Source organism: Micromonospora sp. B9E7 (assembly GCF_039871815.1).
Classification (GTDB): domain Bacteria; phylum Actinomycetota; class Actinomycetes; order Mycobacteriales; family Micromonosporaceae; genus Micromonospora.
Genome location: NZ_JBDPLX010000023.1, coordinates 73739 through 99663, shown reverse-complemented (window position 1 = coordinate 99663; position 25925 = coordinate 73739). Strand labels below are relative to the sequence as shown.

Genomic DNA, 25925 nt, shown 5'->3' with positions numbered 1-25925 from the left:
CCGACGTCCGGCCCGCCACGCGGGAGCGGCGGCGTCAGCCGACCGCGCCCTCCATCTGAAGCTCGATCAGGCGGTTGAGCTCCAGCGCGTACTCCATCGGGAGCTCCTTGGCGATCGGCTCGATGAAGCCACGCACGATCATGGCCATCGCCTCGTCCTCGCTCAGGCCCCGGCTCATCAGGTAGAAGAGCTGGTCATCGCTGATCTTGGAGACGGTCGCCTCGTGCCCCATCGACACGTCGTCCTCGCGGATGTCGACGTACGGGTAGGTGTCCGAGCGGGAGATGGTGTCGACCAGCAGCGCGTCGCACTTGACCGTGCTCCGGCTGTGGTGCGAACCCTCCAACACCTGGACCAGGCCACGGTACGAGGTGCGGCCGCCGCCACGGGCGATCGACTTGGAGATGATGCTCGAGGAGGTGTGCGGCGCGGCGTGCACCATCTTGGCGCCGGCGTCCTGGTGCTGGCCCTCGCCGGCCATCGCCACCGAGAGCACCTCGCCCTTGGCGTGCTCGCCGGTCATGTAGACCGCCGGGTACTTCATGGTCACCTTGGAGCCGATGTTGCCGTCGACCCACTCCATGGTCGCGCCCTCGTGGCAGACGGCGCGCTTGGTGACCAGGTTGTAGACGTTGTTCGACCAGTTCTGGATGGTCGTGTACCGGCAGCGCGCGTTCTTCTTGACGATGATCTCCACGACCGCGCTGTGCAGCGAGTCGGAGGAGTAGAGCGGCGCGGTGCAGCCCTCGACGTAGTGCACGTACGCACCCTCGTCGACGATGATCAGCGTCCGCTCGAACTGGCCCATGTTCTCCGTGTTGATCCGGAAGTAGGCCTGCAGCGGGATCTCCACGTGCACACCCTTCGGCACGTAGATGAACGAGCCACCGGACCACACGGAGGTGTTCAGTGCGGCGAACTTGTTGTCGCCGACCGGGATCACCGTGCCGAAGTACTCCTTGAAGACGTCCTCGTGCTCGCGCAGCGCCGTGTCGGTGTCCAGGAAGAGGACACCCTGCTCCTCAAGGTCCTCACGGATCTTGTGGTAGACGACCTCGGACTCGTACTGCGCCGCGACACCGGCGACCAACCGCTGCTTCTCCGCCTCCGGGATGCCCAGCCGGTCGTAGGTGTTCTTGATGTCCTCCGGCAGGTCCTCCCAGCTGGTGGCCTGCTTCTCGGTGGACCGCACGAAGTACTTGATGTTGTCGAAGTCGATCCCGGTGAGGTCCGCGCCCCAGGCCGGCATCGGCTTGCGGCCGAACAGCCGCAGGCCCTTCAGCCGCAGGTCGAGCATCCACTCCGGCTCGTTCTTCTTGGCCGAGATGTCCCGCACCACCGCCTCGTTGATGCCGCGCTGGGCAGTTGCCCCGGCGGCGTCCGGGTCGGACCAGCCGTACTCGTACCGGCCCAGGGCGGCGAGCTGCTCTTCCTGGGTCAGGGGCTGGACGATCTGCTCGGTCATTTATCTGTCCTCACAGTGGTGACGGGATTACCGGATTGAACACGGCCCGGCTGGGTCGGGATGTGCGTGGTGCACACCCCGTCGCCGTGCGCGATGGTGGCCAGGCGCTGCACGTGGGTGCCGACCAGACGGGAGATCACCGCGGTCTCGGCCTCGCACAGCTGGGGAAACTCGGCGGCCACGTGCGCCACCGGGCAGTGGTGCTGGCAGAGCTGACCGCCGGAGGCGATCGTGGTCGCGTTGGCAGCGTAACCCTCGGCGGTGAGCGCCGCGGCGAGTGCCTCGGCGCGGGCGAGAGGGTCGTCGCCAGCGTCCTCCATGGCTGCCCGGCAGCGGGACTCGAGAGCGGAAACCTGCTCGGTGGCGAACGCCTCGACCGCGTCCGAACCGCCGCTGCGGGCGATCCAGCGCAACGCGGCGGTGGCCATGTTGTCGTAGTGGTGTGTGCCACAGCGGACCCGGGCGGCCTCGGTCAACAGGAACACCTTGGCCGGACGCCCCCGCCCACGGCTGCCCTGCACGGTCTGCTCGCGGGCGTACACGTCACCGTCGGCGAGCATCGCGTCCAGGTGTCGGCGGATCGCCGCCGGGCTGAGCCCGAGGGCCACACCGAGCTGCGCGGCGGTGGTGGCCCCCCGCTCCAGCAGCAGGTGGGTGACCCGGTCGCGGGTGGAGATCTCGGCCGCAACGGCCCCTGACGTGCTCGCGACGGGTGCGGACGCGGGCGCACCGACAGCCGGACCGGCCGTCGGCTGCTGCCCGGAGAGCGCCGCCGCGTTTTTCACAACGCCAACGTTACGTAATTACGCGGAGGGTCGCAAACCCGGGCCCCGGTGATCCGAACCACCGCGTCGCCGGAGTCGGACGAACCTCGATCACTACGGTGCGTAGGATTTGCGCCGTGAACCGAATCGTCCGTCCGGTCTCCGGCACCCTGCTGCGCCGCCTCGCGCTCGCCTCGATCATCGCGAACGTGGGCATCGTCGTCACCGGCGGGGCCGTCCGGTTGACCGCCTCGGGCCTCGGCTGCCCCACCTGGCCCCGGTGCACCGACGATTCCTACGTCACCACGCCCGAGATGGGCGTGTACGGGGTGATCGAGTTCGGTAACCGGATGCTGACCTTCGCGGTGGGCCTCATCGCGCTGGCCACCCTGCTGGCCGTGCTGGCACACCGACCCCGCCGACCCGGGCTCCTCGCGCTGGCCGTGGCGGTCTTCCTGGGCATTCCCGCCCAGGCGGTGGTCGGTGGCATCACCGTGCTCACCAACCTCAACCCGTGGGTGGTCGGCCTGCACTTCCTGGCCTCGATGGCGGTGATCGCCGCCGCGTACGCCCTCTGGCGGCGAATTGGCGACCCCGACGGCCCGACCGTGGCAGTGGTGCCCACGCCGCTGCGCACACTGGCCCGGACCACCACCGGCGTCACCGTCGCGGTGCTGGTCATCGGCACCTGGGTCACCGGCAGCGGTCCCCACGCCGGCGACCACGGCGCAGCCCGCAACGGGCTCGACCCGGAGTCGATCTCGCAGGTACACGCGGACGGCGTCTTCCTGCTGATCGGCCTCTCGGTGGCGCTGATCTTCGCGTTCCGCGCCGTCGGTGCGCAGCGCGCCACCCGCGCCGCGATCATCCTGGTCGCCGTGGAGCTGGGCCAGGGCGTGATCGGCTTCGTGCAGTACTTCACCCACGTGCCCGCCCTCCTGGTCGGCGCGCACATGCTCGGGTCCTGTCTGGTGCTGCTGGCCGCCCTGTCGGTGCAGTGGTCCACCCGGGAACGCCGTCCGGTCACCCCGGCACCCCAGGCCGTCCCGGCCGACGCCGCCCCGGCCGACGCCGTCCCGGCCCCGGTCACCGCCTGACACACCCGCGCCGTCGCGCCTTCACGCCGCACGCCTGTGTGCCTCACGCATGCCGGCCTCACGCATGCCGGCCTCGCGTCTGCCGGCCTCGCACCTGCCGGGTTGCCTATGCGCCCCGCGCCCCGCGCCCCGCGCCCCGCGCCCCGCGCCCCGCGCCCCGCGCCCCGCGCCCCGCGCCCCGCGCCCCGCGCCCCGCGCCCAAGATCGTGCTCGAACCAGGAAGTAGTGGCCTCACCAACGCCCCGACACCACTACAACAACGAACAAGCACGATCTCGGGGCCAAGACCCCACCACGGCGCTCCGCACCGGACCACCCAGCCCAAGATCCGCACAACATCGGGGAAAGTGCTGCCTCGCCGCGCGCTGAGGCAGCAACTTCAGCGATGTTGCGCGGATCTTGCGCCACCCGCGCGGATCTTGGAGGTGGCGGGCGCCAGGCAACACGCGGACACCCCGCCACGCGGACACCCGGTAGGCGGACACCCGGCAGCGCAGGGCGCCCAGGCGGCAGTGCACATGGATGAGCTTCCGGGGCAGCTGCCGTCTGGGGCGGCGGCAGCGTGGGACGGCGGCAGGTGGGTCAGCTGTGGCGGGCCAGGTGGGTGGTGACCGCGTCGGCGAGCCGGTCGGGGGCCCCGTCGGCGTACCCGATGAAGAGTGACGGCTCGGTCAGCTCCAGCTCGACCAGGACCGGCTCGCCGTCCGGGCCGGGGATGAGGTCGACCCGGGCGTAGAGGAGCTGCCTCGTGCCGCCGGGGATCGCGGCGAGGGTCTTCTCGGCCACCGCGAGCTGTTCGGGTCGGGCGGTACGGGAGGTGATCTCCTCGGCCTTGTAGAGCCCGTCCGGGCCGAGGTCCGGGCCGGTCAGCATCGGGCCCTTGCGGATTGCGTGGCTGAACGCGAGCCCGTCCGGGCCGGCCAGGAAGAGCAGCGCTGTCTCGCCCTCGGTGTCGACGGCACGCAGGTACGGCTGAACCATGGTCACCCGGCCGGCGTCGGAGAGCCGGCGGACGTGCGCGGCGGCGAGAGCCCGGTGCTCCGGATCGGCCAGGTCGTACCGGCCGGTGTCCTGGCTGCCGGCGCTGACGGCGGGCTTGAGGACGTACTCGCCGGTCTCGGCGGGCGGCTGCCAGCCCTCCCCCGGCTCGACCCACGACGTCGGTACGGTCGGCACCCCGGCGGCGCTCAGCTCGGCGAGATAGCGCTTGTCGGTGTTCCAGCGAACCACCTCGGCCGGGTTGACCAGCACTGGGACGGTCGCCGCCCAGGCGACGAACTCGTCGCGGCGCAACGCGTAGTCCCAGGGTGAGCGGAGCACGACCAGGTCGTACGACGACCAGTCGACGTCGGGGTCGTCCCAGACCTCGGTCTCGACGGTGATGCCACGGGCGGTGAGTGGGGCGAGGACCAGCCGGTCGTCCGGGTCGAGGTCGGCCAGGTCGGCGCAGGTGACGAGAGCGACCCGGGGTTCCCCCCGGGTCGACTGGTGATGGGTGGTCAATTCAGGTGTCTGTTCAGCGGGCCATCGTGCGCCGGGCCATCGACCGCCAGAGGTCGTTGCTCGGACGCATCTGGTCCATCAGTTCACGCTCCCAGGCGTTCTCCACGGCGACTCCCGCCTTGGCGCACGCCTCCCGTGCGGTGACGGTGTCGTCGGCGAACTGGTCGCCCCACTCACCGTCGGCACCGACCAGGACGATTCGCGCGCCACGCTTGCCGACGTACTCGATGACCGCCTTCGCGCCGCCGTGTCCGGCGGCGAACGCCTTGAGGCCCGCAACCAGGCCCTGGGGCGTCTGCTCGCCGGCGGTCTGCTCGGCCGTCAGCGTCGTATCGGAACCATCTGCCATGACGCGAAGCCTAAGCAGACTCGCACCCTCCCGGGCGAGAACCATGAACCTTTTGTGATGCCAATTACCTACAGGTTTAAGGTTGACCACAGACTTGCTGTCCGTTTATATACCGACTTTTGCACCCAAAGCACGTCGACAATTGAGCACCCAACCGCCGCAGGTTGAGTCCATCCGACTCATGCTGAAAGTTACTCTGATGTGATGTTAAACCGGGACAACCCATCCACGGCCATGATTAATCAGGAGATCACCGGCGTCGATCGCCGACAGCCCAAGCCGCAACGCGGCGAGCGGGCCAGGCCGGCGAGCGAGCCAAACCAGCCAGCGGGCCAAACCAGCGCGGGTCAGATCAGCGCGTCGAGCGCGACGGCCACGAACACGATGGTCAGGTACGTGGTCGACCAGTGGAACAGCCGCATCGGCTTGACCGCCTCGCCGCGCGTCGCGCGCCGGCAGAGCTTGTGCGCCTCGACCACGAAGATGGCACCCACCACCAGGGTCGGCACCCCGTAGATCGCGCTGAGCCCCAGCGGCCAGACAGCCAGGGAGGTGAGCACGGTGAGCCACGCGAAGATCAGGATCTCGGCGTTCACCCGTCGGGTCGAGGCCACCACCGGCAGCATCGGGATACCGGCTCGGGCGTAGTCGTCCTTGTACTTCATGGCGAGCGGGTAGAAGTGCGGCATCTGCCAGAAGAAGACCACCGCGAAGAGCCCCCAGGCGGCGGGTGCCAGCGAGCCGGTCACCGCCGCCCACCCGATCAGGACCGGGGCCGCCCCGCATGCGCCGCCCCAGAAGGTGTTCGTCGGGGTGGACCGCTTGAGCCACAGGGTGTAGACGAGGTCGTAGTAGGCGATCGCCGCGAGAGTCAGCCCGGCGGCCAGCAGGTTGGTGAACGCCGCCATCAGGGCTACCGACACGGCCGCCAGCACCAGACCGAAGATCAGCGCGTTACGCGGCGACACCGTGTGCGCCGGCAGCGGCCGACGCTTGGTCCGCCGCATCAGCTGGTCGATGTCCCGGTCGATGTAGCAGTTGAGCACGCTGGCCGCGCCGGCGGCGAGCGAGCCGCCGATCAGCACGACGGCCATCAGCCACAGCGACGGGAGACCACCCTCGGCGAGCATCATCGCCGGGATGGTGGTGACCAGCAGCAGTTCGACGATCCGCGGCTTGGTCAGCGTCACGTACGCGGAGAGGACCGCGCGTACGTCCCGCCGGGCCACCGGGCCCTCGGCCGCCCGCGCCGGGTGTTGCCCGGCCGGGTTGCTCGCGGGGCGCTCGGTGATCATGCTCACGGATTGCCACCTTCCGGCATCGGGCACGGGGAGATCGGATCGGCCGGGACCGCAGCGGATCCGCATACCGACCCACACACTACGCGCCGTCGTTTTGGCTGCCCGGCCGACCCGACAACGGTGCGGGCCGTCACACCACCGGGTTGAACCGAGCATCCGGATGGTCACGTAGCGCACACCATGCACAGATCCCTGGGCGCACGTTTAGGGACGCTCGATAAGGTCATCGGTGAGGGTTCCGCCCATCTGCCGAGGAGCACAACCATCGTGGCTGTTAAACGACCCGAGCACTCCGCACTGAACTGGTCCGACCTCGATCGCCGGGCCGTAGACACCGTCCGCGTGCTGGCCATGGACGCCGTAGAGAAATCCGGCAACGGCCACCCGGGCACCGCGATGAGCCTCGCGCCCGCGGCGTACCTCCTCTTCAACCGCGTCATGCGGCACAACCCGGCCGACCCGAACTGGCCGGGCCGCGACCGGTTCGTTCTCTCCGCCGGGCACTCCAGCCTGACGCTCTACATCCAGCTTTTCCTCTCCGGTTACCCGCTGAGCCTGGACGACCTGAAGTCGCTGCGGCAGTGGGGCTCGCAGACGCCGGGGCACCCCGAGCACGGGCACACGCCGGGCGTGGAGACCACCACCGGCCCGCTCGGGCAGGGCCTGGGCAACGCGGTCGGCATGGCCATGGCGGCCCGCCGCGAGCGCGGCCTGTTCGACCCCGAGGCCGAGCTCGGCGCGTCGGTCTTCGACCACGACATCTGGTGCATCGTCTCCGACGGTGACATCGAGGAGGGCATCAGCCACGAGGCCAGCGCCCTCGCCGGGCACCAGCAGCTGGGCAACCTCACGGTGATCTACGACGACAACGAGATCTCCATCGAGGACGACACCCGGATCGCCAAGAGCGAGGACGTGGCCGCCCGCTACGAGGCGTACGGCTGGCACGTGCAGACCGTCGACTGGCGCAGCGGCGACGCCGACCAGGGCGACTACCACGAGGACGCCGAGGCGCTGTACGCGGCGCTGGTGGCGGCCAAGGCGGAGACCTCCCGCCCCTCCTTCATCGCGCTGCGCACCATCATCGGCTGGCCCGCGCCCAACAAGCAGAACACCGGCAAGATCCACGGTTCGGCGCTCGGCGCCGACGAGGTGAAGGCCACCAAGCGGATCCTCGACTTCGACCCGGAGCAGACCTTCCAGGTCGACGAGGAGGTGCTCAGCCACGCCCGCACGGTGATGAGCCGCGGCTCCGACGCCCAGCAGGAGTGGACCACCGCGTTCGACGCCTGGAAGAAGGCCAACCCGGAGCGCACCGCGCTCTACGAGCGGCTGGCGGGTCGCGTACTCCCCGACGGCTGGACCGACGCGCTGCCGGTCTTCCCAGCCGACGCCAAGGGTGTCGCCACCCGGGCCGCCTCCGGCAAGGTGCTGGAAGCACTCGCGCCGGTGCTCCCGGAGCTGTGGGGCGGCTCGGCCGACCTGGCCGAGAGCAACAACACCACCATGAAGGGCGAGCCGTCGTTCATCCCGGCCGCGCACGCCACCAAGGACTTCCCCGGTCACGAGTACGGCCGCACGCTGCACTTCGGCATCCGTGAGCACGCCATGGGCGCGATCCTCAACGGCATCGCCCTGCACGGTGGCACCCGCCCGTACGGCGGCACGTTCCTGGTCTTCAGCGACTACATGCGTCCGTCGGTCCGGCTGGCCGCGCTGATGCAGCTGCCGGTGACCTACGTCTGGACGCACGACTCGATCGGCCTCGGCGAGGACGGCCCCACCCACCAGCCGGTGGAGCACCTGACCGCGCTGCGCGCCATCCCGGGCCTGGACGTGGTCCGCCCGGCGGACGCCAACGAGACGGCCTGGGCCTGGCGGCAGGCGCTGGAGCACACCGACCGGCCCACCGCGCTGGCGCTGAGCCGTCAGCCGCTGCCGACCATGGACCGCGACGTCCTGGGCAGCGCCGAGGGCGTGGCCAAGGGTGGGTACGTGCTGGCCGAGGCGTCCAACGGCAAGCCTCAGGTGATCATCGTCGGCACCGGTTCCGAGGTGCAGCTCTGCCTGACCGCCCGGGAGCGGCTGGAGGCCGACGGCACCCCGACCCGGGTCGTCTCGATGCCCTGCCAGGAGTGGTTCTACGAGCAGGACGAGGCGTACCGGGAGTCGGTGCTGCCACGCGGGGTAAAGGCACGGGTGAGCGTGGAGGCGGGCATCGCGATGTCCTGGCGCGGCATCGTCGGCGACCTCGGCGAGAGCGTCAGCCTGGAGCACTACGGGGCGAGCGCCCCGCACACCGTGCTCTTCGAGCAGTTCGGGTTCACCCCCGACCGGATCGTGGCGGCGGCGCACGCCTCGCTGGCCCGGGTGGGCGACATCACCGGTTTCACGACCGGCAACTGAGGGAGCGTGGACGGCATGACGGACAAGCTGAATGAGCTCACCGCTGCGGGCGTGGCGGTCTGGCTCGACGATCTTTCCCGAGTACGACTGAGCTCCGGCGGGCTGGACCAGCTCCGCCGCGAGAAGCACGTGGCCGGTGTCACCACCAACCCGACGATCTTCGCGAAGGCGCTCAGCGACGCCGACGAGTACAACTGGCAGCTGCACGACCTCGCCACCCGTGGTGTGGAGGTCGAGGAGTCGGTGCGCATGCTCACCACGTACGACGTGCGGTGGGCCTGCGACGTGATGCGCCCGTCGTACGACGGCAGCGACGGTGTCGACGGCCGGGTCTCCATCGAGGTGGACCCCCGGCTGGCGCACGACAGCGACAAGACCGTGGCCGAGGCCAAGGCCCTGTGGTGGCTGGTCGACCGCCCCAACCTCTACATCAAGATCCCGGCCACCGAGGCGGGCCTGCCGGCGATCACCGCCACCCTGGCCGAGGGGATCAGCGTCAACGTGACGCTGATCTTCGGTCTGGACCGCTACTCGGCGGTGATGGAGGCGTTCCTGGCCGGTCTGGAGCAGGCCAAGGCCAACGGCCACGACCTGTCCAAGATCGGCTCGGTGGCGTCGTTCTTCGTCTCCCGGGTCGACTCCGAGGTCGACAAGAGGCTGGAGAAGATCGGCTCCGACCAGGCCAAGTCCCTCAAGGGCAAGGCCGCCATCGCGAACGCGCAGCTGGCGTACGAGCGCTACACCGAGGTCTTCTCCTCCGACCGCTGGCAGGCGCTCGCCGCCGCCGGCGCGCACCCGCAGCGGCCGCTGTGGGCGTCCACGTCGACGAAGAACCCGGACTACCGCGACGTGATCTACGTCGAGGAGCTGATCGCCCCCGGCACGGTCAACACCATGCCGGAGTCGGTCATCCACGCGTACGCCGATCACGGCGAGACCCGCGGCGACACCATCACCGGCGCCTACGACGCGGCCCGGAAGGTCTTCGCGGACCTGGAGTCGGTCGGGGTGGACATGGACGACGTGATCGCCACCCTGGAGCGCGAGGGCGTGGAGAAGTTCGAGGCCAGTTGGCAGGAACTGCTCGACGGCGTGCGCAAGTCGCTGGAGGCGGCAGCCAAGGGCAAGGGTGCGCCGAACAAGGCCGCCAAGGGCAACGCCAAGGCCGCCGAGAAGGCCGGTGGCGCATGAGCGACCTACTCGCTGGGCCGGTGGAGGCAGCCGCAGGGCTCGCCGTGTACGGCGCGGACGCGGTCGACAAGTCCGCGCCCGCCTCGACCCGGGACGCGCTGGTCAAGGCCGGTGTCCCGGGCAGGCTGGCGGGCAAGGACGCCAGCCTGTGGGGCCCGGACGCCGAGGCCGAGGCGAAGATCCGGCTGGGCTGGGTGGACACCCACCAGCGCAGCCGGGAGCTGCTGGTGCAGCTCGCCGAGCTGACCGCGGAGCTGGCCGACCTGGACCACGTGGTGCTCGCCGGGATGGGCGGCTCGTCACTGGCCCCCGAGGTGATCACCCGGACGCTGGGCCGCCCGCTGACGGTGCTGGACACCACCGACCCGGGCCAGGTCCGCGCGGCCCTCGGTGACCGGCTGGAACGCACCGTCGTCGTGGTGGCGAGCAAGTCCGGGTCGACGGTGGAGACCGACAGCCACCGACGCGCGTACTGGCAGGCGTTCCTGGACGCCGGGATGACCGAGGCGGAGGCCGGCCGGCACTTCGTCATCGTCACCGACCCGGGTTCGCCGCTGGAGACCACCGCGGCCGAGATGGGCGCGTTCACCGTGCTCGCCGACCCGAACGTCGGCGGCCGGTACTCGGCGCTGACCGCGTTCGGTCTGGTGCCCTCGGCGCTGGCCGGGGTCGAGATCGCGGAACTACTCGACCAGGCCGACGCGCTGGCCACGTCGCTCGGCGCGGACCAGAACAACCCGGCGCTGGCGCTGGGCGCCGCCCTGGGCGCCGCGGCCACGCTGGCCCGGGACAAGGTCGCCCTGATCTCCGACGGCACCGGCATCGACGGGCTCGGCGACTGGGCCGAGCAGCTGATCGCCGAGTCGACCGGCAAGGCCGGGGTGGGCATCCTGCCGGTGGTCGTGGAGTCCCCGCAGAGCCCCGGCGCCACCGGCCCGGACGTGCTGACCGTCAGCTACGGCGGCGCGCTGGCCCCCGGTGACGTGCCGGGCGGTGGCGCCGCGCCGGACGTGGCCGTCAACGGCCCGCTGGGCGCGCAGTTCCTGGCCTGGGAGTACGCCACGGCGGTGGCCGGGGTGGTGCTCGGCATCGACCCGTTCAACCAGCCGAACGTCACCGAGTCCAAGGAGAACACCAACAAGATCCTGGCCTCGGGCCTGCCGGCGGAGACGCCGTCGTTCACCGAGGGCGCGATCGAGGTGTACGCCCCGCAGGGCGCTCCCGGGGACCTGGCCGGCGTACTGCGCTGGCTGCTCGACGGGCTGGGCGACGACGGTTACCTCGCGGTGATGGCGTACCTCGACCGTTTCGCCGACGCCGACGCGGCCCGGCTGCGGCCGCTGCTGGCCCAGGCGGGCGGGCGCCCGGTCACCTTCGGTTGGGGTCCGCGGTTCCTGCACTCGACCGGCCAGTACCACAAGGGCGGCCCGCAGGTGGGCAGCTACCTCCAGGTGACCGGCGCGGTCGCCGAGGACCTGGAGGTGCCGGGCAAGCCGTACACCTTCGGTGAGTTGCAGGCGGCGCAGGCCGCCGGGGACCGGCAGGCCCTCGCCGGTCGGGAGCGGCCGGTGCTGCGGCTGCACCTGACCGACCGTGCCGCCGGTGTCGCCCAACTGCTCGACGCCGCCGGTGATCTGCGGGCTTGAGGATGGACGACGTGACTGAAGTGGAAGCGAGGGGGCACCGTGAGCGCGAGGAGTGAGCCGGGGTTGCGAGCCCCGGAGTCGCGAACCGAAGATGGCTCCACGAACCCCCTGCGCGACCCGCAGGACCGCCGGTTGCCCCGGATCCCGGAGCCCTGCGCTCTGGTGATCTTCGGGGTGACCGGCGACCTGGCCCGCAAGAAGCTGCTCCCCGCGGTCTACGACCTGGCCAACCGGGGGCTGTTGCCGCCCGGCTTCGTGGTGCTCGGCTTCGCGCGCCGCGACTGGGGGGACGGCGACTTCGAGACGCTCGCGTGTGAGGCGGCCCGCAAGCACGCGCGCACCCCGTGGCGGGACGAGGTGTGGGCACGTCTGGCCGGCAACATCAAGTTCGTCGGCGGCTCGTTCGACGACGACGCGGCCTTCGACACCCTGGCCTCGACGCTTGACGACCTGCGGCAGACCCACGGCATCACCGGCAACGCGGCCTTCTACTTCTCCATCCCGCCGGCCGCGTTCCCCGTCGTGCTCAAGCAGTTGGCCCGCACCGGAATGGCCGACAACGAGAAGTCCGGTGGTTGGCGGCGGGTGGTGGTGGAGAAGCCGTTCGGCAACGACCTGCCGTCGGCGAAGGCGCTCAACGACCTCGTCGACGACGTGTTCACCCGCGAGGACGTCTTCCGGATCGACCACTACCTGGGCAAGGAGACGGTCCAGAACATCCTGGCCCTGCGGTTCGCCAACAACCTGTTCGAGCCGCTGTGGAACTCGAAGTACGTCGACTCGGTACAGATCACCATGGCCGAGGACGTCGGCATCGGCAGTCGCGCCGGCTTCTACGACACCGTCGGCACCGCCCGCGACGTGCTGCAGAACCACCTGCTCCAACTGCTCGCCCTGGTGGCGATGGAGGAGCCGACCAGCTTCGACGCCGACGAGATCCGGGCCGAGAAGCTGAAGGTGCTCAAGGCGATCACCCTGCCCAAGGACGTCGCCCGGGACACCGTCCGCGGTCAGTACCTGCCCGGCTGGGTCGGCGGCGAACGCGCGGTCGGTTACCTGGACGAGCGGGACGTTCCCAGCGACTCCACCACGGAGACGTACGTGGCGGTGCGGCTGGGCATCCAGAACCGCCGCTGGGCGGAGGTGCCGTTCTACATCCGAGCCGGCAAGCGGCTGCCCCGGCGGGTCACCGAGGTCGCCATCATGTTCAAGAAGGCGCCACACCTGCCGTTCAACGACGCCGACATGGAGTCGCTGGGCAACAACCAGCTCGTCATCCGGGTGCAGCCGGACGAGGGCGTGGTGCTCAAGTTCGGCTCGAAGGTGCCGGGCACGACCATGGAGGTCCGCGACATCGCGATGGACTTCCAGTACGGCGAGGCGTTCACCGAGTCCAGCCCGGAGGCGTACGAACGTCTCGTCCTGGACGTGCTGATCGGCGACCGCACCCTGTTCCCGGACGCCGCCGAGGTCGAGCAGAGCTGGCAGGTGATCGACCCGCTGGAGCACGCCTGGGCGGGCACCACACCGGAGCCGTACCGGGCCGGTGAGTGGGGGCCGCGGGCCTCCGACGAGATGCTGGCCCGTGAGGGTCGCGCTTGGAGACGAGCATGATCGGGCTGTGGGACACCACCGGCAACGAGGTGGTCAAGGCGCTCGCCGCCGAGCGGCGCAGCGCCGGCGGGGTGGCCAGCGGTATGGCGCTCACCCTCATCGTGGTCGTGGACGAGAAGCGGGTTCGGGAGGCGGAGGCGGCGGCGACGATCGCCGCCGCCGCCCACCCGTGCCGGCTGGTGGTGGTGGTCCGCTCCGAGATCGAGCGGGACCGCAACCGGCTCGACGCGGAGATCGTCGTCGGCGGTCGGCTCGGCCCGTGCGAGGCGGTGGTCACCCGGATGTACGGTCGGCTGGCCCTGCACGCCGAGTCGGTCGTGATGCCGCTGCTCGTCCCCGACGTACCGGTGGTCACCTGGTGGCACGGGGAGCCACCGGCGGAGATCGCCACCGACTTCCTCGGGGTGGTCGCCGACCGGAGGATCACCGACTCGGCGCAGGCGGCCGACCCGGTGGAGGCGCTGCGGCAGCGTGCCCGGGACTACGCCCCGGGCGACACCGACCTGGCGTGGACCCGGATCACCCCGTGGCGGACGCTTGTCGCGGGGGCGTTCGACACGACCAGCGAGCGGGTCACCGAGGCGACAGTCGTCGCACCGCCCACCGACCCGACGGCGGCGCTGATGGTCGGTTGGCTGTCCAGCCGGCTGGGCATCACCCCGCGCCGGGTGGACACCAACGAGTTCCCCCGGATGCGGGAGGTGCAGTTGAGCTGCGCCAACGGCGACCAGCTCACGCTGACCCGCGAGGACAGCATGGCCGTGTTCCGGCGGACAGGCCAGGACGACCGGGCTCTGCCGCTGGTCCGCCGCCCGCTCGGTGACGAGCTGGCCGAGGAGCTGCGCCGCCTGGACGCCGACCAGGTGTACGCGGAGGCGCTGGGTGCGACCGTCGGGTTGCGGGGGTTGGAGCAGCGTCCCGCGCAGCGGGTGCACGTCTGGAAGGATCCGGCCACCGCACGGCGCGCCGAGGCCGGGGTCACCGCGCACGCCGGCACGAGCGGCGAAGGCGCATCCCATGAGTGAGGCGAGTGTCGCCGTCCACGCCGACGCCGACCTGCTGGCGCAGGCCGTGGGCGCCCGGTTGCTGGTGAAGCTGCTCGACGCCCAGGCCGACCGGGGCGAGGCGTCGGTGGTACTCACCGGCGGCCGGATCGCCGCGGCCGTCTACCGGGCGGTGGCGACACTGCCGGCCCGCGACGCGGTGGACTGGTCCCGGGTCGACGTGTGGTGGGGCGACGAACGGTTCCTGCCCGCCGGCGACCCGGACCGCAACGAGACCCAGGCTCGGGCCGCCCTGCTGGACGTGGTGCCGCTCGACCCGGCCCGGGTGCACCCGATGCCGGCATCCGACGGCCCGGCCGGCAACGACCCCGAGGCGGCGGCAGCGGCGTACGCCGAGGAGTTGGCACGCGCCGCCCGGCCCGGCCACGCCACGCTGCCGCACTTCGACGTGCTGATGCTGGGCGTCGGCGAGGACGGGCACGTGGCCTCGGTCTTCCCCGAGCACCCGGTGCACTACGACAACCGGCCGTGCAGCGCGGTGCGGGGCAGCCCCAAACCGCCGCCGGTGCGGACCACCCTCACCCTGCCGACGATCAACACCGCTGACGAGGTCTGGTTGGTCGCCGGCGGCGCCGACAAGGCCCGTGCGGTGGGCATGGCGTTGGCCGGTGCCGGGCCGGTGCAGTTGCCGGCCGCCGGGGTGCACGGCGTGAGCCGTACCCGCTGGCTGCTCGACCGGGCCGCGGCAGCCGACGTACCCGCCCGCCTCCGCAGCCTGCGCTAGGCGAGTAGGTCCTGACTCAGGGCGGGGCTGCGGACGCAGCGAAGGGCGCTACCTATCCGCTTCGGCTGGCCCGCCGAGCCGATTGTGCTGTTGAGCGATATGCCTCAGAGGTATGAATATGACTCTGAGGCATATCGCTCACTGTCGCATCCGCCCGCACAGAGGCGACCGACGGTCACCGCCGGCCGCGCCCACCCGCAACGCCGCGCCCTACTCGCCGCGGCGGCGGCGGAGCGCGGCGAGCGCCTCGGCCAGCAGCGCCTCGCCCTCCTCGGCGGTACGCCGCTCCTTCACGTACGCCAGGTGGCTCTTGAACGGTTCGGCGCGGACCCGGCCTGGCGGGTTCTGCGCGTCCCGACCGGCGGGTAGGCCACAGCGGGGGCAGTCCCAGAGCGCAGGCGCCTCGGCGTCCGCGGCGATCCGGATGTCGATCCGGTGGTCGTTGCGGCACCAGTAGGTGACGTCCTGTCGGGGGGCGGGTTGGTGCCGCTCGTCGGGGCGCATGGGTGCGGACCCGACCCGGGCGCCACGGATGACGTTGCCACTAGGCACGGCTGCTCGCTCCTGTCGTCGGAGGGGACCCGCCGTCGTCGAGGGGTGGGCGGCGGGCGACGCGGTGCAGCGGAGAAAAGCCTGCGCGCGGCCCGTCGAGTGACGGACCGCGCGCAGATTGTACGACTTGACGCGCTCGCTCAGGCGCCGCTGTTCATTTGCAGGCGGAGCCAGAGCCCGAGGCCGACGATGGCGGCGAACCAGACGACGCTCACCAGAACGGTGTAACGGTCCAGGTTCTTCTCCGCCACCGACGAGCCGGCGAGGCTGGAGCTGACGCCACCGCCGAACATGCTCGACAGACCGCCGCCCTTGCCGCGGTGCAGCAGGATCAGCATGGTGAGCAGAATGCTCGTGATGACCAGCAACACGATCAACGTGTATGCGAACCAGATCGGCATGGCTGGGGTCAGTTCCTCTCGTAGCGATCCTCGCCCGGTCTGATCGGGCACGGCGGCACCGACCGGCGGACGGGCGGTGTCAAGGATACCGAGCGATCAGCGGGCGAGGTGCTCCGGGAAGCGGCAGATCTGAGCGAATTCCTCCGCGTCCAGGCTGGCGCCCCCCACCAGACCGCCGTCCACGTCCGGCTGGGCCATGATCGAGGCGACGTTGGACGCCTTGACCGAGCCACCGTACAGGACCCGGACCTGGTCAGCGGTCTCCTGGTCGAAACGCTCCGCCAGTCGCTTCCGGATCGCCCCGCAGACCTCCTGGGCGTCCTCCGGGGTCGCGGTCTTGCCCGTGCCGATCGCCCAGACCGGCTCGTACGCGATCACGACCTGCCGCACCTGCTCGGGGGTGAGCCCGGCGAGGCCCCCGTCGAGCTGGTCGGAGCAGTGCGCCACATGGGTGCCCTGCTCGCGGACGTCCAGCCCCTCCCCCACGCAGAGGATCGGGGTCAGGCCGTGCGTCAGCGCCGCCTTCACCTTGGCGTTGACGACCGCGTCGTCCTCGTGGTGGTAGGCCCGCCGCTCGGAGTGCCCGACCACCACGTACGTGCAGCCGAGCTTGGCCAGCAGCGGACCGGAGATGTCCCCGGTGTACGCGCCGGACGCGTGCGGGGAGAGGTCCTGCCCGCCGTAGCCGATCAGCAGCTTGTCGCCGTCCACCGCGGTCTGCACGGTACGCAGGTCGGTGAAGGGCGGCAGGACGACCGTCTCGACGTCGGTCAACTGCTTCTCGGTGAGGCTCGCCGCCAGCTTCTGCACCAGCAGGTTGGCCTCGAGGTGGTTGAGGTTCATCTTCCAGTTGCCGGCCATCAGCGGCCGACGGGTGGTGCTCGCCATGTTCAGTTCTCCAGGGCCGCGATGCCGGGGAGGGTCTTGCCCTCGAGGTATTCCAGGGAGGCGCCGCCGCCCGTGGAGATGTGCCCGAAGGACGACTCGTCCAGCCCGAGGGCACGGACCGCCGCCGCCGAGTCACCGCCACCGACGACGCTGAACGCGTCGGCCTTGGTGATCGCCTCGGCGATCCCCCGGGTGCCCGCCGCGAACGCCGGCATCTCGAACACGCCCATCGGGCCGTTCCAGAAGATCGTCTTCGCCTGGGACAGCGCGGCGCTGAAGCCGGCCACCGTCTCCGGGCCGACGTCCAGCCCGAGCCGGTGGCTCGGGATGCCGTCCACGCGGACCGTGTCGTGCGCGGCGTCCGGGGCGAACGCGTCCGCCACCACCACGTCGACCGGGAGCAGGATCTTGCCGTTGGCCCGCTCCAGCAGGTTGCGGCAGGTGTCGACCATGTCCTTCTCGAGCAGCGAGGTGCCCACCTCCAGGCCCTGGGCCTTGAGGAAGGTGAAGCACATCCCGCCGCCGATGAGCAGCCGGTCGACCGTGGGCAGCAGCGCCTCGATCACGGCGAGCTTGTCGGACACCTTCGACCCACCGAGCACCACCACGTACGGCCGCTCGGGGTCGCCGGTGAGCTTGGAGAGCACCTCGACCTCACGCAGCACCAGTCGACCCGCGACGTGCGGCAACCGGGCCGGCACGTCGAAGACGCTGGCGTGCTTGCGGTGCACCGCACCGAACGCGTCGTCCACGTAGGCGTCGCCGAACGCGGCGAGCTGGTCGGCGAACGCACCCCGCTCGGCCTCGTCCTTGCTGGTCTCGCCCGCGTTGAAGCGCAGGTTCTCCAGCAGGGCGACCTGGCCGTCGGCCAGGTCCGCGACGGTGGAGCGGGCCGACTCGCCGACGGTGTCGGTGGCGAAGTGCACCGGAGCGCCGAGCAGCTCACCGAGCCGCCCGGCGACCGGGCTCAGGCTGAACTGCGGGTCCGGAGCGCCCTTCGGGCGGCCCAGGTGCGAGCAGACGACCACCTTCGCGCCAGCCTCGACCAGCGCGCCGAGGGTCGGCAGCACCGCACGGATCCGGCCGTCATCACTGATCGCGCCGGTCTGCTTGTCGAGCGGGACGTTCAGGTCGGCGCGCACCAGCACGCGCCGACCCGACACCCCCTCGGCGAGCAGGTCGTCGAGGGTCCGGATGCTCACAGCGACGAACCGACCAGCTTGACGAGGTCGACCAGACGGTTGGAGTAGCCCCACTCGTTGTCGTACCAGCCGACGACCTTGACCTGGTTGCCGACGACCTTGGTCAGCGGCGCGTCGAAGATGCACGACGCCGGGTCGGTGACGATGTCGGTGGAGACGATCGGGTCCTCGTTGTAGACCAGGATGCCCTTGAGCGGGCCGTCCGCGGCGGCCTTCAGCGCGGCGTTGACCTCGTCCACGGTGGTCTCGCGACCCACGTTGACGGTGAGGTCGGTGACCGAGCCGGTCGGGATCGGCACCCGCAGGGCGTACCCGTCGAGCTTGCCCTTCAGGTCCGGCAGGACCAGGCCGATCGCCTTGGCGGCGCCGGTGGAGGTCGGGACGATGTTCAGCGCGGCGGCCCGGGCCCGACGCAGATCCGAGTGCGGCGCGTCCTGGAGGTTCTGGTCCTGGGTGTACGCGTGGATCGTCGTCATCAGACCGTGCTGGATGCCGAACGTGTCGTGCAGGACCTTCGCCATCGGGGCGAGGCAGTTGGTGGTGCACGAGGCGTTGGAGATGATGGTGTGCTTCGCCGGGTCGTAGGTGTCGTGGTTGACACCCATGACGACGGTGACGTCCTCGTTCTTCGCCGGGGCGGAGATGATGACCTTCTTGGCCCCGCCGTCGACGTGCGCCTTGGCCTTGGTGGCGTCGGTGAAGAAGCCGGTGGACTCGATGACGACGTCGGCGCCGACCTCGCCCCACGGCAGCTTCGACGGGTCCTTCTCGGCGTACGCCTTGATGGTCTTGCCACCGACGGTGATCTCGTCGGCGGTGGCCTTGACCTCGTAGGGCAGGCGACCGAGGATGCTGTCGTACTTGAGCAGGTGGGCGAGCGTGCCGTTGTCGGTCAGGTCGTTCACCGCCACGACCTCGATGTCGGCGTCAGACGCCAGCACTGCCCGGAAGAAGTTACGGCCGATTCGGCCGAAGCCGTTGATGCCAACCCGGATGGTCACAGGTCCCATCTCCTCGCGTTCTGGTCTGCCGGCCTCAGACAACGGCCGGCGGAGTGGTGTGCGCCGACCGTTGGAGCCGGCCGTTGACGGTTCGTCTCGGCCACCCCGCCGCGGTCTGAGGACCTTGACCGCCCGAGGCGGTGTGCACGACGAGGAGTGCCTGTGTCGGCCCCCTTGCCGTACGCAGCGACCTTATCCGAGCGTGCGAGACCACGCTGCGCCGGGTCGTGCTCCCGGGCGCACCGTGCGGCCTTACCGTCCTATCAGACCACGAGCATGTCGGGCGTGACTGCCGCTTCGGTATCCGGGATGCCGAGGTCCCGGGCCCGCTTGTCGGCCAGCGCCAGAAGTCGGCGGATCCGCCCGGCAATGGCGTCCTTGGTCAGCGGCGGGTCGGCCAGCGCGCCCAGCTCCTCCAGCGACGCCTGCCGGTGCTCCAGTCGCAGTCGCCCGGCGTCGGTCAGGTGGTTGGGCGCCTCGTCGGCGAGGATCTCCAGGGCACGGGTGACCCGGGCGGCGGCGGCGACCGCCGCGCGCGCCGAGCGGCGCAGGTTGGCGTCGTCGAAGTTGGCCAACCGGTTGGCGGTGGCGCGCACCTCGCGGCGTACCCGACGCTCCTCCCAGGCCAGCACGCTGGAGTGCGCGCCGATCCGGGTGAGCAGCGCGGCGATCGCGTCGCCGTCCTTGACGACCACCCGGTCCACCCCGCGTACCTCACGGTTCTTCGCGGTGATGCCGATGCGCCGCGCCGCGCCGACCAGCGCCAGCGCCGACTCCGGCCCCGGGCAGGTGATCTCCAACGCACTGGAGCGGCCGGGTTCGGTGAGCGAGCCGTGCGCCATGAACGCCCCCCGCCACGCGGAGACCGCGCAGCAGACGTTCGCCGCCACGACGTGCGGAGGCAGCCCGCGCACCGGACGGCCCCGCACGTCGAGCAGGCCGGTCTGCCGGGCGAGTGCCTCGCCGTCCTTGACCACCCGCACGATGAAGTGGCTGCCCTTGCGCAGCCCGCCGGACGCCAGCACGTGGATCTCGCTGGGATAGCCGTAGACCTCGGCGATCTCCCGGCGCAACCGCCGGGCCACCGCCCCGGTGTCCAGTTCCGCCTCCACCACCACGCGGCCGGAGACGATGTGCAGCCCGCCGGCGAAGCGCAGCAGCGCGGCCATCTCCGCCCGCCGGCAGCAGGGCTTGGGCACGTCGACCCGACTCAGCTCGTCCTTGACCGCGGCCGTCATCGCCATTGTGCGTCCCCTCACGGACCGGTTCCGGCGTGTCGCCGGAGATTACGTACGTGTCTAACGATCGGCGCCCAGGACAGGCACCAGTGCGGCGCCCAAGGCAGCCGGATCATGGCGGGGAGTGCCACCGGTGACGGCGACGGGGGCGAGGACCAGGCGGGCACCCAGCGATTCTGCCGCACGTTCGACCGGTTCGGGGTCACCCACCGCCTTGGCATCGGCGAGCACGAGATCCACCTTGAGCTCGGGCAGGTACCAGTGCAGAGCCGCGAGGTGGTCGGCGACGGAGAGCCCGAGGGTCTCCTTCTCCGCGGCGAGGTTCAACGTGACCAACCGCCGGGCCGAGGTGGACACGATCGCGTCGGCCAACTGCGGCACCAGCAGGTGCGGGAGCACGCTGGTGTACCAACTGCCCGGTCCGAAGATCAACCAGTCCGCCGCCCTGATCGCCTCGATCACCTCGGCGCAGGCCGGTGGGGCGGCGGGCGTGAGGCGCAACGACTCGACCCGCCCGGTGGTGACCGCCACCTGGTGTTGGCCGCGTACGGTGCGCACCTCGTCGGGGGCGGCGGGGTCGACCCCGCGTACCCGCGCCTCGATGCCGACCGGCTGCCGGGACATCGGCAGCACCCGGCCGACCGCGCCGAGCATCGCGCCGGCGTGCTCCAGCGCGGCCACCGGGTCACCGAGCAGCTCCATGAGGCCGCAGAGCACGAGGTTGCCCACCGCGTGCCCGGCCAGCCCGTCGGCGCGGCCGCTCGCCCGCTCCGCGCCGGGGCCGTTCGGGCCCTGGCCGTTCGCGTCGGGGTCGTCGGCGCCAAGGCTGGTTGCGGCCTGGTCGCGCGGGTCGGGGTTGCGGCCATTGGTCGCCTGGTCCGGGTTGCGACCATCGGTCGCCGTCCGGCCCGGGTCGGCATCGCCGAGCTCGGGTACGCCGGCCGGCACGGCGGCGAAGCGGTGCTGGAACAGCCCGGCGCTGCGCCGGGTCGCCGGGTGGTCTCCGGCCAGTGCCACCAGCGCCTGACGCAGATCACCCGGGGGCAGACCACCCCGCTCGGCGCGCAGCCGGCCACTGGAGCCGCCGTCGTCCCCGACGGTGACCACCGCGGTGATGTCGAGGTCGAGTTCGGGGGCGCAGTGCCGCAGCGCGCGCAACGAGGCGGACAGCCCGTGGCCGCCACCGAACGCCACCACCCGCCGGGCCGTCATTCCCGCCCCAGGTCGCGGTGCTGGGCGTTGGCCGCCAGCCCGGAGTGGCGCAGCCGCCCGGCCAACTCCTCGGCGATGGCGACGCTACGGTGCTTGCCACCGGTGCAGCCCACGGCGACCGTGAGGTACCTCTTGCCCTCCCGCTCGAAGCCGGTGGTGGTGGCGTTGACCAGGTCGGCGTACGAGGCGACGAAGGCGTCCGCGCCCTCCTGGCCGAGCACGTACGCGCTGACCGCCTCCTCCCGCCCGGTGTGCTCGCGCAACTCCGGCACCCAGTACGGGTTGGGCAGGAACCGGGCGTCCAGCACGAAGTCGGCGTCCGGCGGCAGGCCGTACTTGAAGCCGAAGGACAGCACGGTGACCCGCAGGCGGCGTGCGTCCTCGCCGCCGAACAGCTCCTCGATACGTCGGCGGAGCTGGTTGACGTTCAGGTGACTCGTGTCGATGATCACGTCCGCCTGGTCGCGTGCCTCCTCCAGCAGCCCTCGCTCCACGGCGATGCCGTCGGCGAGCCGCCCGTCCCCCTGCAGAGGATGCGAACGGCGAACGCTCTCGAACCGTCGGATCAACACCTCGTCGTCGGCGTCGACGAAGACCACCCGGGGCGAGAACCCGCGCTCCTTGAGCTCGCGGATCGCCCCGGCCAGGTCGGTGGAGAAGGCCCGCGACCGCACGTCCAGCACCATCGCGGTACGCCGAGCCGCGCCGCCGGCCTTGAACGCCAACTCGGCCATGTCCAGCATCAGAGCCTGCGGCAGGTTGTCGACCACGTAGTAGCCGACGTTCTCCAACGCCCTGGCGACCGTGCTGCGGCCGCCGCCGGAGAGCCCGGTGACCACCACGAGTGTGGTGTCCGACTCCGCCGCCGACTGCCCGTCGACCGCATCCGGGTCGTCGATCCGGTCACCGACTGTGCGCGCCTCGCTCACCCGTACCCCCAGCCGTGGCGCCGCGGCCGCCTTTGGCCGCGATTGGTCAATCAGCGACTCTATCCCGCCGCCGGGTTGAGGCCGGGCACCCGTGGCCGAGCGGCGGCTGCGGACCGTTCGACGGTCGCTCTCCCGACACCGAGCGCGCTTGATAACGATCAGTAGTCTTCAATACGCTCACCGTGATCGTCACAGGTCAAACCGACATCTGGAGGGCGCGATGCACGACCTGGCGGACAAGAACAAGTACGTCGGCTTCCTGTTCATGCGGATCAGCCCCGAGTACTTTGCCCTCGGCCGCGAGGGCATCCACGAGGTCTCCGCCGAGCACGCCCGCGACCTGGGCCGCTTCGCCAAGCAGCTCACCCATGTCGTCTGCACCGGAGTGAACGGCAAGTACGACCAGGTCACCATGGTCGAGGCCGACACCCTGGAGGAGATCAACGCGGCGGCCACCGCCTTCCGGATGGGCAACAAGGCCCGCTACATCGAGATCGTCGACATCGTGGTCGGGATGAAGGCCCCGCCACGGGGCCTGGCCAACCGGTCCAGCCAGCCCGGCTGACCGCGTCGCCCGTCCTGGTGCATCCGGCCCGGGTGCGCCGGGCGGGCGCTGTCGGGGTCGGCTCGTAGACTCCGCGGATGGCTTCTCCCACCGACCTGCGGACCGAGGGCGCGTTGCCGGTGCTGCGCCGGGTGTTCGGCTACGACGCCTTCCGCGGCTTCCAGCAGGACGTGATCGACCACGTGGTCGACGGCGGCGACGCGCTGGTGTTGATGCCCACCGGTGGCGGCAAGTCACTGTGCTACCAGATCCCGGCCCTGGTTCGCGACGGCGTCGCGGTCGTCGTGTCCCCGCTGATCGCCCTCATGCAGGACCAGGTCGACGCGCTCACCGCGGTCGGCGTCCGCGCCGGCTTCCTCAACTCGACCCAGAGCCTCGACGCCCGGCGCCGGGTCGAGGCCGCCTTCGTCGCCGGCGAGCTGGACCTGCTCTACCTCGCCCCGGAAGGGCTCGGCGTCCGCTCCACGCTCGCCCTGCTGGACCGGGGGCGCATCTCCCTGTTCGCGATCGACGAGGCGCACTGCGTGTCCCAGTGGGGGCACGACTTCCGCCCCGACTATCTCGCGCTGTCGATGCTGCACGAACGGTGGCCGCAGGTGCCACGGATCGCGCTGACCGCCACCGCGACCAGCGCCACCCGCACCGAGATCGCCAGCCGGCTCAAGCTCGACGACGCCCGCCACTTCGTGGCCAGCTTCGACCGGCCCAACATCCAGTACCGGATCGTGCCCAAGCGGGAGCCACGCAAGCAGCTCCTGGCCCTACTGCGCGACGAGCACCCCGGCGACGCCGGGATCGTCTACTGCCTGTCCCGGGCCTCGGTCGACAAGACGGCGGAGTTCCTGGTCGCCAACGGGATTGCCGCCCTGCCGTACCACGCGGGTCTCGACGCGTCCACGCGCGCCGCCAACCAGCAGCGCTTCCTGCGCGAGGACGGCCTGGTGATGGTGGCCACGATCGCCTTCGGCATGGGCATCGACAAGCCCGACGTACGCTTCGTCGCCCACCTCGACCTGCCCAAGTCCGTCGAGGGCTACTACCAGGAGACCGGCCGCGCCGGACGGGACGGCCTGCCGTCGACCGCGTGGCTCGCGTACGGGCTGCAGGACGTGGTCCAGCAACGCAAGATGATCGAGACGTCGGACGGTGACCTCGCCCACCGCCGCAACCTCGCCGCCCACCTGGACGCGATGCTCGCCCTCTGCGAGACGGTGCGCTGCCGGCGCGTCCAACTGCTCGAATACTTCGGCGAGACGTCCACGCCTGCCTGCGGCAACTGCGACACCTGCCTCAGCCCGCCGGAGTCGTGGGACGGCACGGTCGCCGCCCAGAAGCTGCTCTCCACGGTCTTCCGCCTCGACCGTGAGCGCAACCAGCGCTTCGGCGCGGGGCACTGCATCGACATCCTGCTCGGCAAACACAATGACAAGATCAGCCAGTACGGCCACGACTCGCTGACCGTCTTCGGCATCGGCTCCGAGCTGAGCGAGGCGGAGTGGCGGGGTGTGGTCCGGCAACTGCTCGCCGAAGGGCTGCTCGCCGTGGAGGGCGACTACGGCACGCTCGCGTTGACCGACGCCAGCGCCGACGTGCTGGGCCGCCGCCGAACGGTGACGATGCGCCGCGAGCCGGAGAAGCCGGCATCGAGTCGCTCGTCGAAGCCGCGCGGCTCGGCCACCGTCGTCGCCGAGCTGACCCCGGCCGCCGCGCCGGTCTTCGAACGCCTGCGCGGCTGGCGGGCGACCACTGCCAAAGAGCAGGGCGTTCCGGCGTACGTGATCTTCCACGACGCCACGCTTCGACAGATCGCCAACGACGCGCCGGGCACGCTTGCCGAGCTGTCCCGCGTCAGCGGGGTCGGCGAGAACAAGCTCGCCAAGTACGGCGAGCAGATCCTGGCCGTACTGGCCAGCGACTGAGACATGCCGAAGGGCCGGGCCCCGTGGTGTGGGGTCCGGCCCTTCGGTTCGTTCGGTGGGTGGGTCAGCTGGTGGCGTAGCCGCGGGTGGCGATCCAGTCCGCGAGGTGCTCGGTGCTGATCCAGTAGGAGGCGGTGTTCGGGTCGGCGGAGTCGGCGATCTTCACGGTGTCGCCGTTGTCGCGGTAGCCGACGACGCTGATGTAGTGCCCGCCCTCGTAGGAGTGGGTGGCGCCGTCGGTGTCGGTGCTGGTACCGGCGATGTTGGCGACCACGGCCCGGCCGTCGTCGACGGTGCGGACGATGTCGGCGCGCAGGGTGTCGGTCTGCTTGCCGTCGGCGTCGGGGGTGCTGATCTCCACGGACCGGTAGGCGTCGTTCTTACCGGTCTCCTTGTTCAACACCGGGGTGATGTCGTTGATCGAGTTCGTGCCGGCCTCGGTGGTACCCATCTCCTTGGCCATGTCATCGACGTTGATGTTCTTGCCCTGCACACTCAGGGCGTTACGAGTCGCGGCAGGCCCGCAGTAGTAGAAGTTCGGCTGCGCCTCGTAGCGCACACCCAGCTCCCGCTCACCATGACCCTTACGGTCAGCCTGGGCCTGGGTGGCCGGCTTGCTGCTGGGTGCGGCGAACGCGGTGGTGACGGGCCCGGCGATGGCGCCACCGGTGAAGGCGAGGCCAGCAGCGGTCAGAGCGGTCTTACGAATCAGATCGGTACGCATGATGGCGTGCTCCTCTGCATTTCGGGGGTAACCCGCACACACAACGCCGGGGGGCGGCCGTGCGGGGGGAAGTTCATCGCCCGGCGACCCTGCGGGGTCGGCATCGGGATGTGGTGTAACCGGGTGCGGCGGCGACTCATTCCGCCAGGCTCCCGGCTCGTGGGGCTCGA

The 25925-nt window shown here is 70.9% G+C and carries 23 protein-coding genes; 9 read left to right on the top strand and 14 right to left on the bottom strand.

What is annotated here, in order from left to right; genetic code table 11:
• Nucleotides 1–34: 34 nt before the first annotated feature.
• Complete coding sequence (sufB, locus tag ABGB10_RS28020; RefSeq protein WP_347663992.1) at nt 35–1465, bottom strand: Fe-S cluster assembly protein SufB; 1431 nt, start codon at nt 1463–1465, stop codon at nt 35–37.
• On the bottom strand, nt 1462–2142 hold the full coding sequence (locus ABGB10_RS28015; protein ID WP_347664011.1) for a transcriptional regulator: 681 nt from the start codon (nt 2140–2142) through the stop codon (nt 1462–1464). The genes sufB and ABGB10_RS28015 overlap by 4 nt, the downstream gene beginning before the upstream one ends.
• Nucleotides 2143–2348: 206 nt before the next feature.
• Between ABGB10_RS28015 and ABGB10_RS28010 the strand changes: the two genes are divergently transcribed.
• Nucleotides 2349–3326, top strand: a complete 978-nt coding sequence (locus tag ABGB10_RS28010) for a COX15/CtaA family protein (RefSeq protein WP_347663991.1) — start codon at nt 2349–2351, stop codon at nt 3324–3326.
• A gap of 582 nt (nt 3327–3908) precedes the next feature.
• Here ABGB10_RS28010 and ABGB10_RS28005 read toward each other — a convergent pair.
• The 3 genes from ABGB10_RS28005 to ABGB10_RS27995 all read right to left on the bottom strand — a co-directional run bounded on the left by ABGB10_RS28005 (nt 3909) and on the right by ABGB10_RS27995 (nt 6479).
• Nucleotides 3909–4829: a hypothetical protein gene (locus ABGB10_RS28005; RefSeq protein WP_347663990.1), complete on the bottom strand. Its 921-nt coding sequence runs from the start codon at nt 4827–4829 to the stop codon at nt 3909–3911.
• Between the two features lie 13 nt (nt 4830–4842).
• On the bottom strand, nt 4843–5178 hold the full coding sequence (locus ABGB10_RS28000) for a hypothetical protein (protein ID WP_088988554.1): 336 nt from the start codon (nt 5176–5178) through the stop codon (nt 4843–4845).
• Between the two features lie 347 nt (nt 5179–5525).
• Nucleotides 5526–6479 (bottom strand): heme o synthase, encoded by a 954-nt coding sequence (locus tag ABGB10_RS27995; protein WP_347663989.1) that lies wholly within the window; start codon nt 6477–6479, stop codon nt 5526–5528.
• Nucleotides 6480–6746: 267 nt separating this feature from the next.
• Between ABGB10_RS27995 and tkt the strand changes: the two genes are divergently transcribed.
• The 6 genes from tkt to pgl all read left to right on the top strand — a co-directional run bounded on the left by tkt (nt 6747) and on the right by pgl (nt 15124).
• The gene (tkt, locus tag ABGB10_RS27990) at nt 6747–8885 is read left to right on the top strand and encodes a transketolase (RefSeq protein ID WP_347663988.1); all 2139 of its coding nucleotides are present in this window, start codon (nt 6747–6749) and stop codon (nt 8883–8885) included.
• 15 nt (nt 8886–8900) lie between these two features.
• Entirely contained in the window at nt 8901–10076 is a 1176-nt protein-coding gene (gene tal, locus ABGB10_RS27985) for a transaldolase (RefSeq protein WP_347663987.1), read from the top strand.
• On the top strand, nt 10073–11722 hold the full coding sequence (locus ABGB10_RS27980; protein ID WP_347663986.1) for a glucose-6-phosphate isomerase: 1650 nt from the start codon (nt 10073–10075) through the stop codon (nt 11720–11722). Before tal ends, ABGB10_RS27980 begins: the two co-directional genes overlap by 4 nt.
• Nucleotides 11723–11785: 63 nt before the next feature.
• Nucleotides 11786–13336, top strand: a complete 1551-nt coding sequence (zwf, locus tag ABGB10_RS27975; RefSeq protein ID WP_347664010.1) for a glucose-6-phosphate dehydrogenase — start codon at nt 11786–11788, stop codon at nt 13334–13336.
• Nucleotides 13333–14361 carry a glucose-6-phosphate dehydrogenase assembly protein OpcA gene (locus tag ABGB10_RS27970; protein WP_347663985.1) on the top strand — a complete coding sequence of 343 codons (1029 nt, stop codon included), beginning with the start codon at nt 13333–13335 and terminating at the stop codon, nt 14359–14361. Before zwf ends, ABGB10_RS27970 begins: the two co-directional genes overlap by 4 nt.
• Nucleotides 14354–15124 carry a 6-phosphogluconolactonase gene (gene pgl / locus ABGB10_RS27965; RefSeq protein WP_347663984.1) on the top strand — a complete coding sequence of 257 codons (771 nt, stop codon included), beginning with the start codon at nt 14354–14356 and terminating at the stop codon, nt 15122–15124. The genes ABGB10_RS27970 and pgl overlap by 8 nt, the downstream gene beginning before the upstream one ends.
• 210 nt (nt 15125–15334) lie before the next feature.
• On the opposite strand, the gene ABGB10_RS27960 is transcribed toward pgl, so the two are convergent.
• The 8 genes from ABGB10_RS27960 to rapZ all read right to left on the bottom strand — a co-directional run bounded on the left by ABGB10_RS27960 (nt 15335) and on the right by rapZ (nt 22517).
• Nucleotides 15335–15676 carry an RNA polymerase-binding protein RbpA gene (locus tag ABGB10_RS27960; RefSeq protein WP_347663983.1) on the bottom strand — a complete coding sequence of 114 codons (342 nt, stop codon included), beginning with the start codon at nt 15674–15676 and terminating at the stop codon, nt 15335–15337.
• 140 nt (nt 15677–15816) lie between these two features.
• A complete protein-coding gene (secG, locus tag ABGB10_RS27955; protein ID WP_124816438.1) occupies nt 15817–16077 on the bottom strand; it encodes a preprotein translocase subunit SecG in 261 nt (86 codons plus the stop codon).
• 96 nt (nt 16078–16173) lie between these two features.
• Nucleotides 16174–16965 carry a triose-phosphate isomerase gene (tpiA, locus tag ABGB10_RS27950; protein ID WP_347663982.1) on the bottom strand — a complete coding sequence of 264 codons (792 nt, stop codon included), beginning with the start codon at nt 16963–16965 and terminating at the stop codon, nt 16174–16176.
• A gap of 2 nt (nt 16966–16967) precedes the next feature.
• Nucleotides 16968–18167: a phosphoglycerate kinase gene (locus ABGB10_RS27945; RefSeq protein WP_347663981.1), complete on the bottom strand. Its 1200-nt coding sequence runs from the start codon at nt 18165–18167 to the stop codon at nt 16968–16970.
• A complete protein-coding gene (gene gap, locus ABGB10_RS27940) occupies nt 18164–19168 on the bottom strand; it encodes a type I glyceraldehyde-3-phosphate dehydrogenase (RefSeq protein ID WP_088988543.1) in 1005 nt (334 codons plus the stop codon). The genes ABGB10_RS27945 and gap overlap by 4 nt, the downstream gene beginning before the upstream one ends.
• Before the next feature lie 263 nt (nt 19169–19431).
• Nucleotides 19432–20412 (bottom strand): DNA-binding protein WhiA, encoded by a 981-nt coding sequence (gene whiA / locus ABGB10_RS27935; protein ID WP_030337350.1) that lies wholly within the window; start codon nt 20410–20412, stop codon nt 19432–19434.
• A gap of 54 nt (nt 20413–20466) precedes the next feature.
• Complete coding sequence (locus ABGB10_RS27930; protein ID WP_347663980.1) at nt 20467–21618, bottom strand: 2-phospho-L-lactate transferase CofD family protein; 1152 nt, start codon at nt 21616–21618, stop codon at nt 20467–20469.
• Nucleotides 21615–22517 carry an RNase adapter RapZ gene (gene rapZ, locus ABGB10_RS27925; protein WP_347664009.1) on the bottom strand — a complete coding sequence of 301 codons (903 nt, stop codon included), beginning with the start codon at nt 22515–22517 and terminating at the stop codon, nt 21615–21617. Before rapZ ends, ABGB10_RS27930 begins: the two co-directional genes overlap by 4 nt.
• A gap of 250 nt (nt 22518–22767) precedes the next feature.
• On the opposite strand from rapZ, the gene ABGB10_RS27920 reads away from it, so the two are divergent.
• Both ABGB10_RS27920 and recQ read left to right on the top strand, forming a co-directional pair.
• Complete coding sequence (locus ABGB10_RS27920; protein ID WP_347663979.1) at nt 22768–23112, top strand: hypothetical protein; 345 nt, start codon at nt 22768–22770, stop codon at nt 23110–23112.
• A 77-nt stretch (nt 23113–23189) separates the two neighbouring features.
• Nucleotides 23190–25031, top strand: coding sequence for a DNA helicase RecQ (gene recQ, locus ABGB10_RS27915; protein ID WP_347663978.1), 1842 nt, complete (start codon nt 23190–23192; stop codon nt 25029–25031).
• 64 nt (nt 25032–25095) lie between these two features.
• On the opposite strand, the gene ABGB10_RS27910 is transcribed toward recQ, so the two are convergent.
• A complete protein-coding gene (locus tag ABGB10_RS27910) occupies nt 25096–25755 on the bottom strand; it encodes a C39 family peptidase (protein WP_347663977.1) in 660 nt (219 codons plus the stop codon).
• Between the last annotated feature and the right edge of the window lie 170 nt (nt 25756–25925).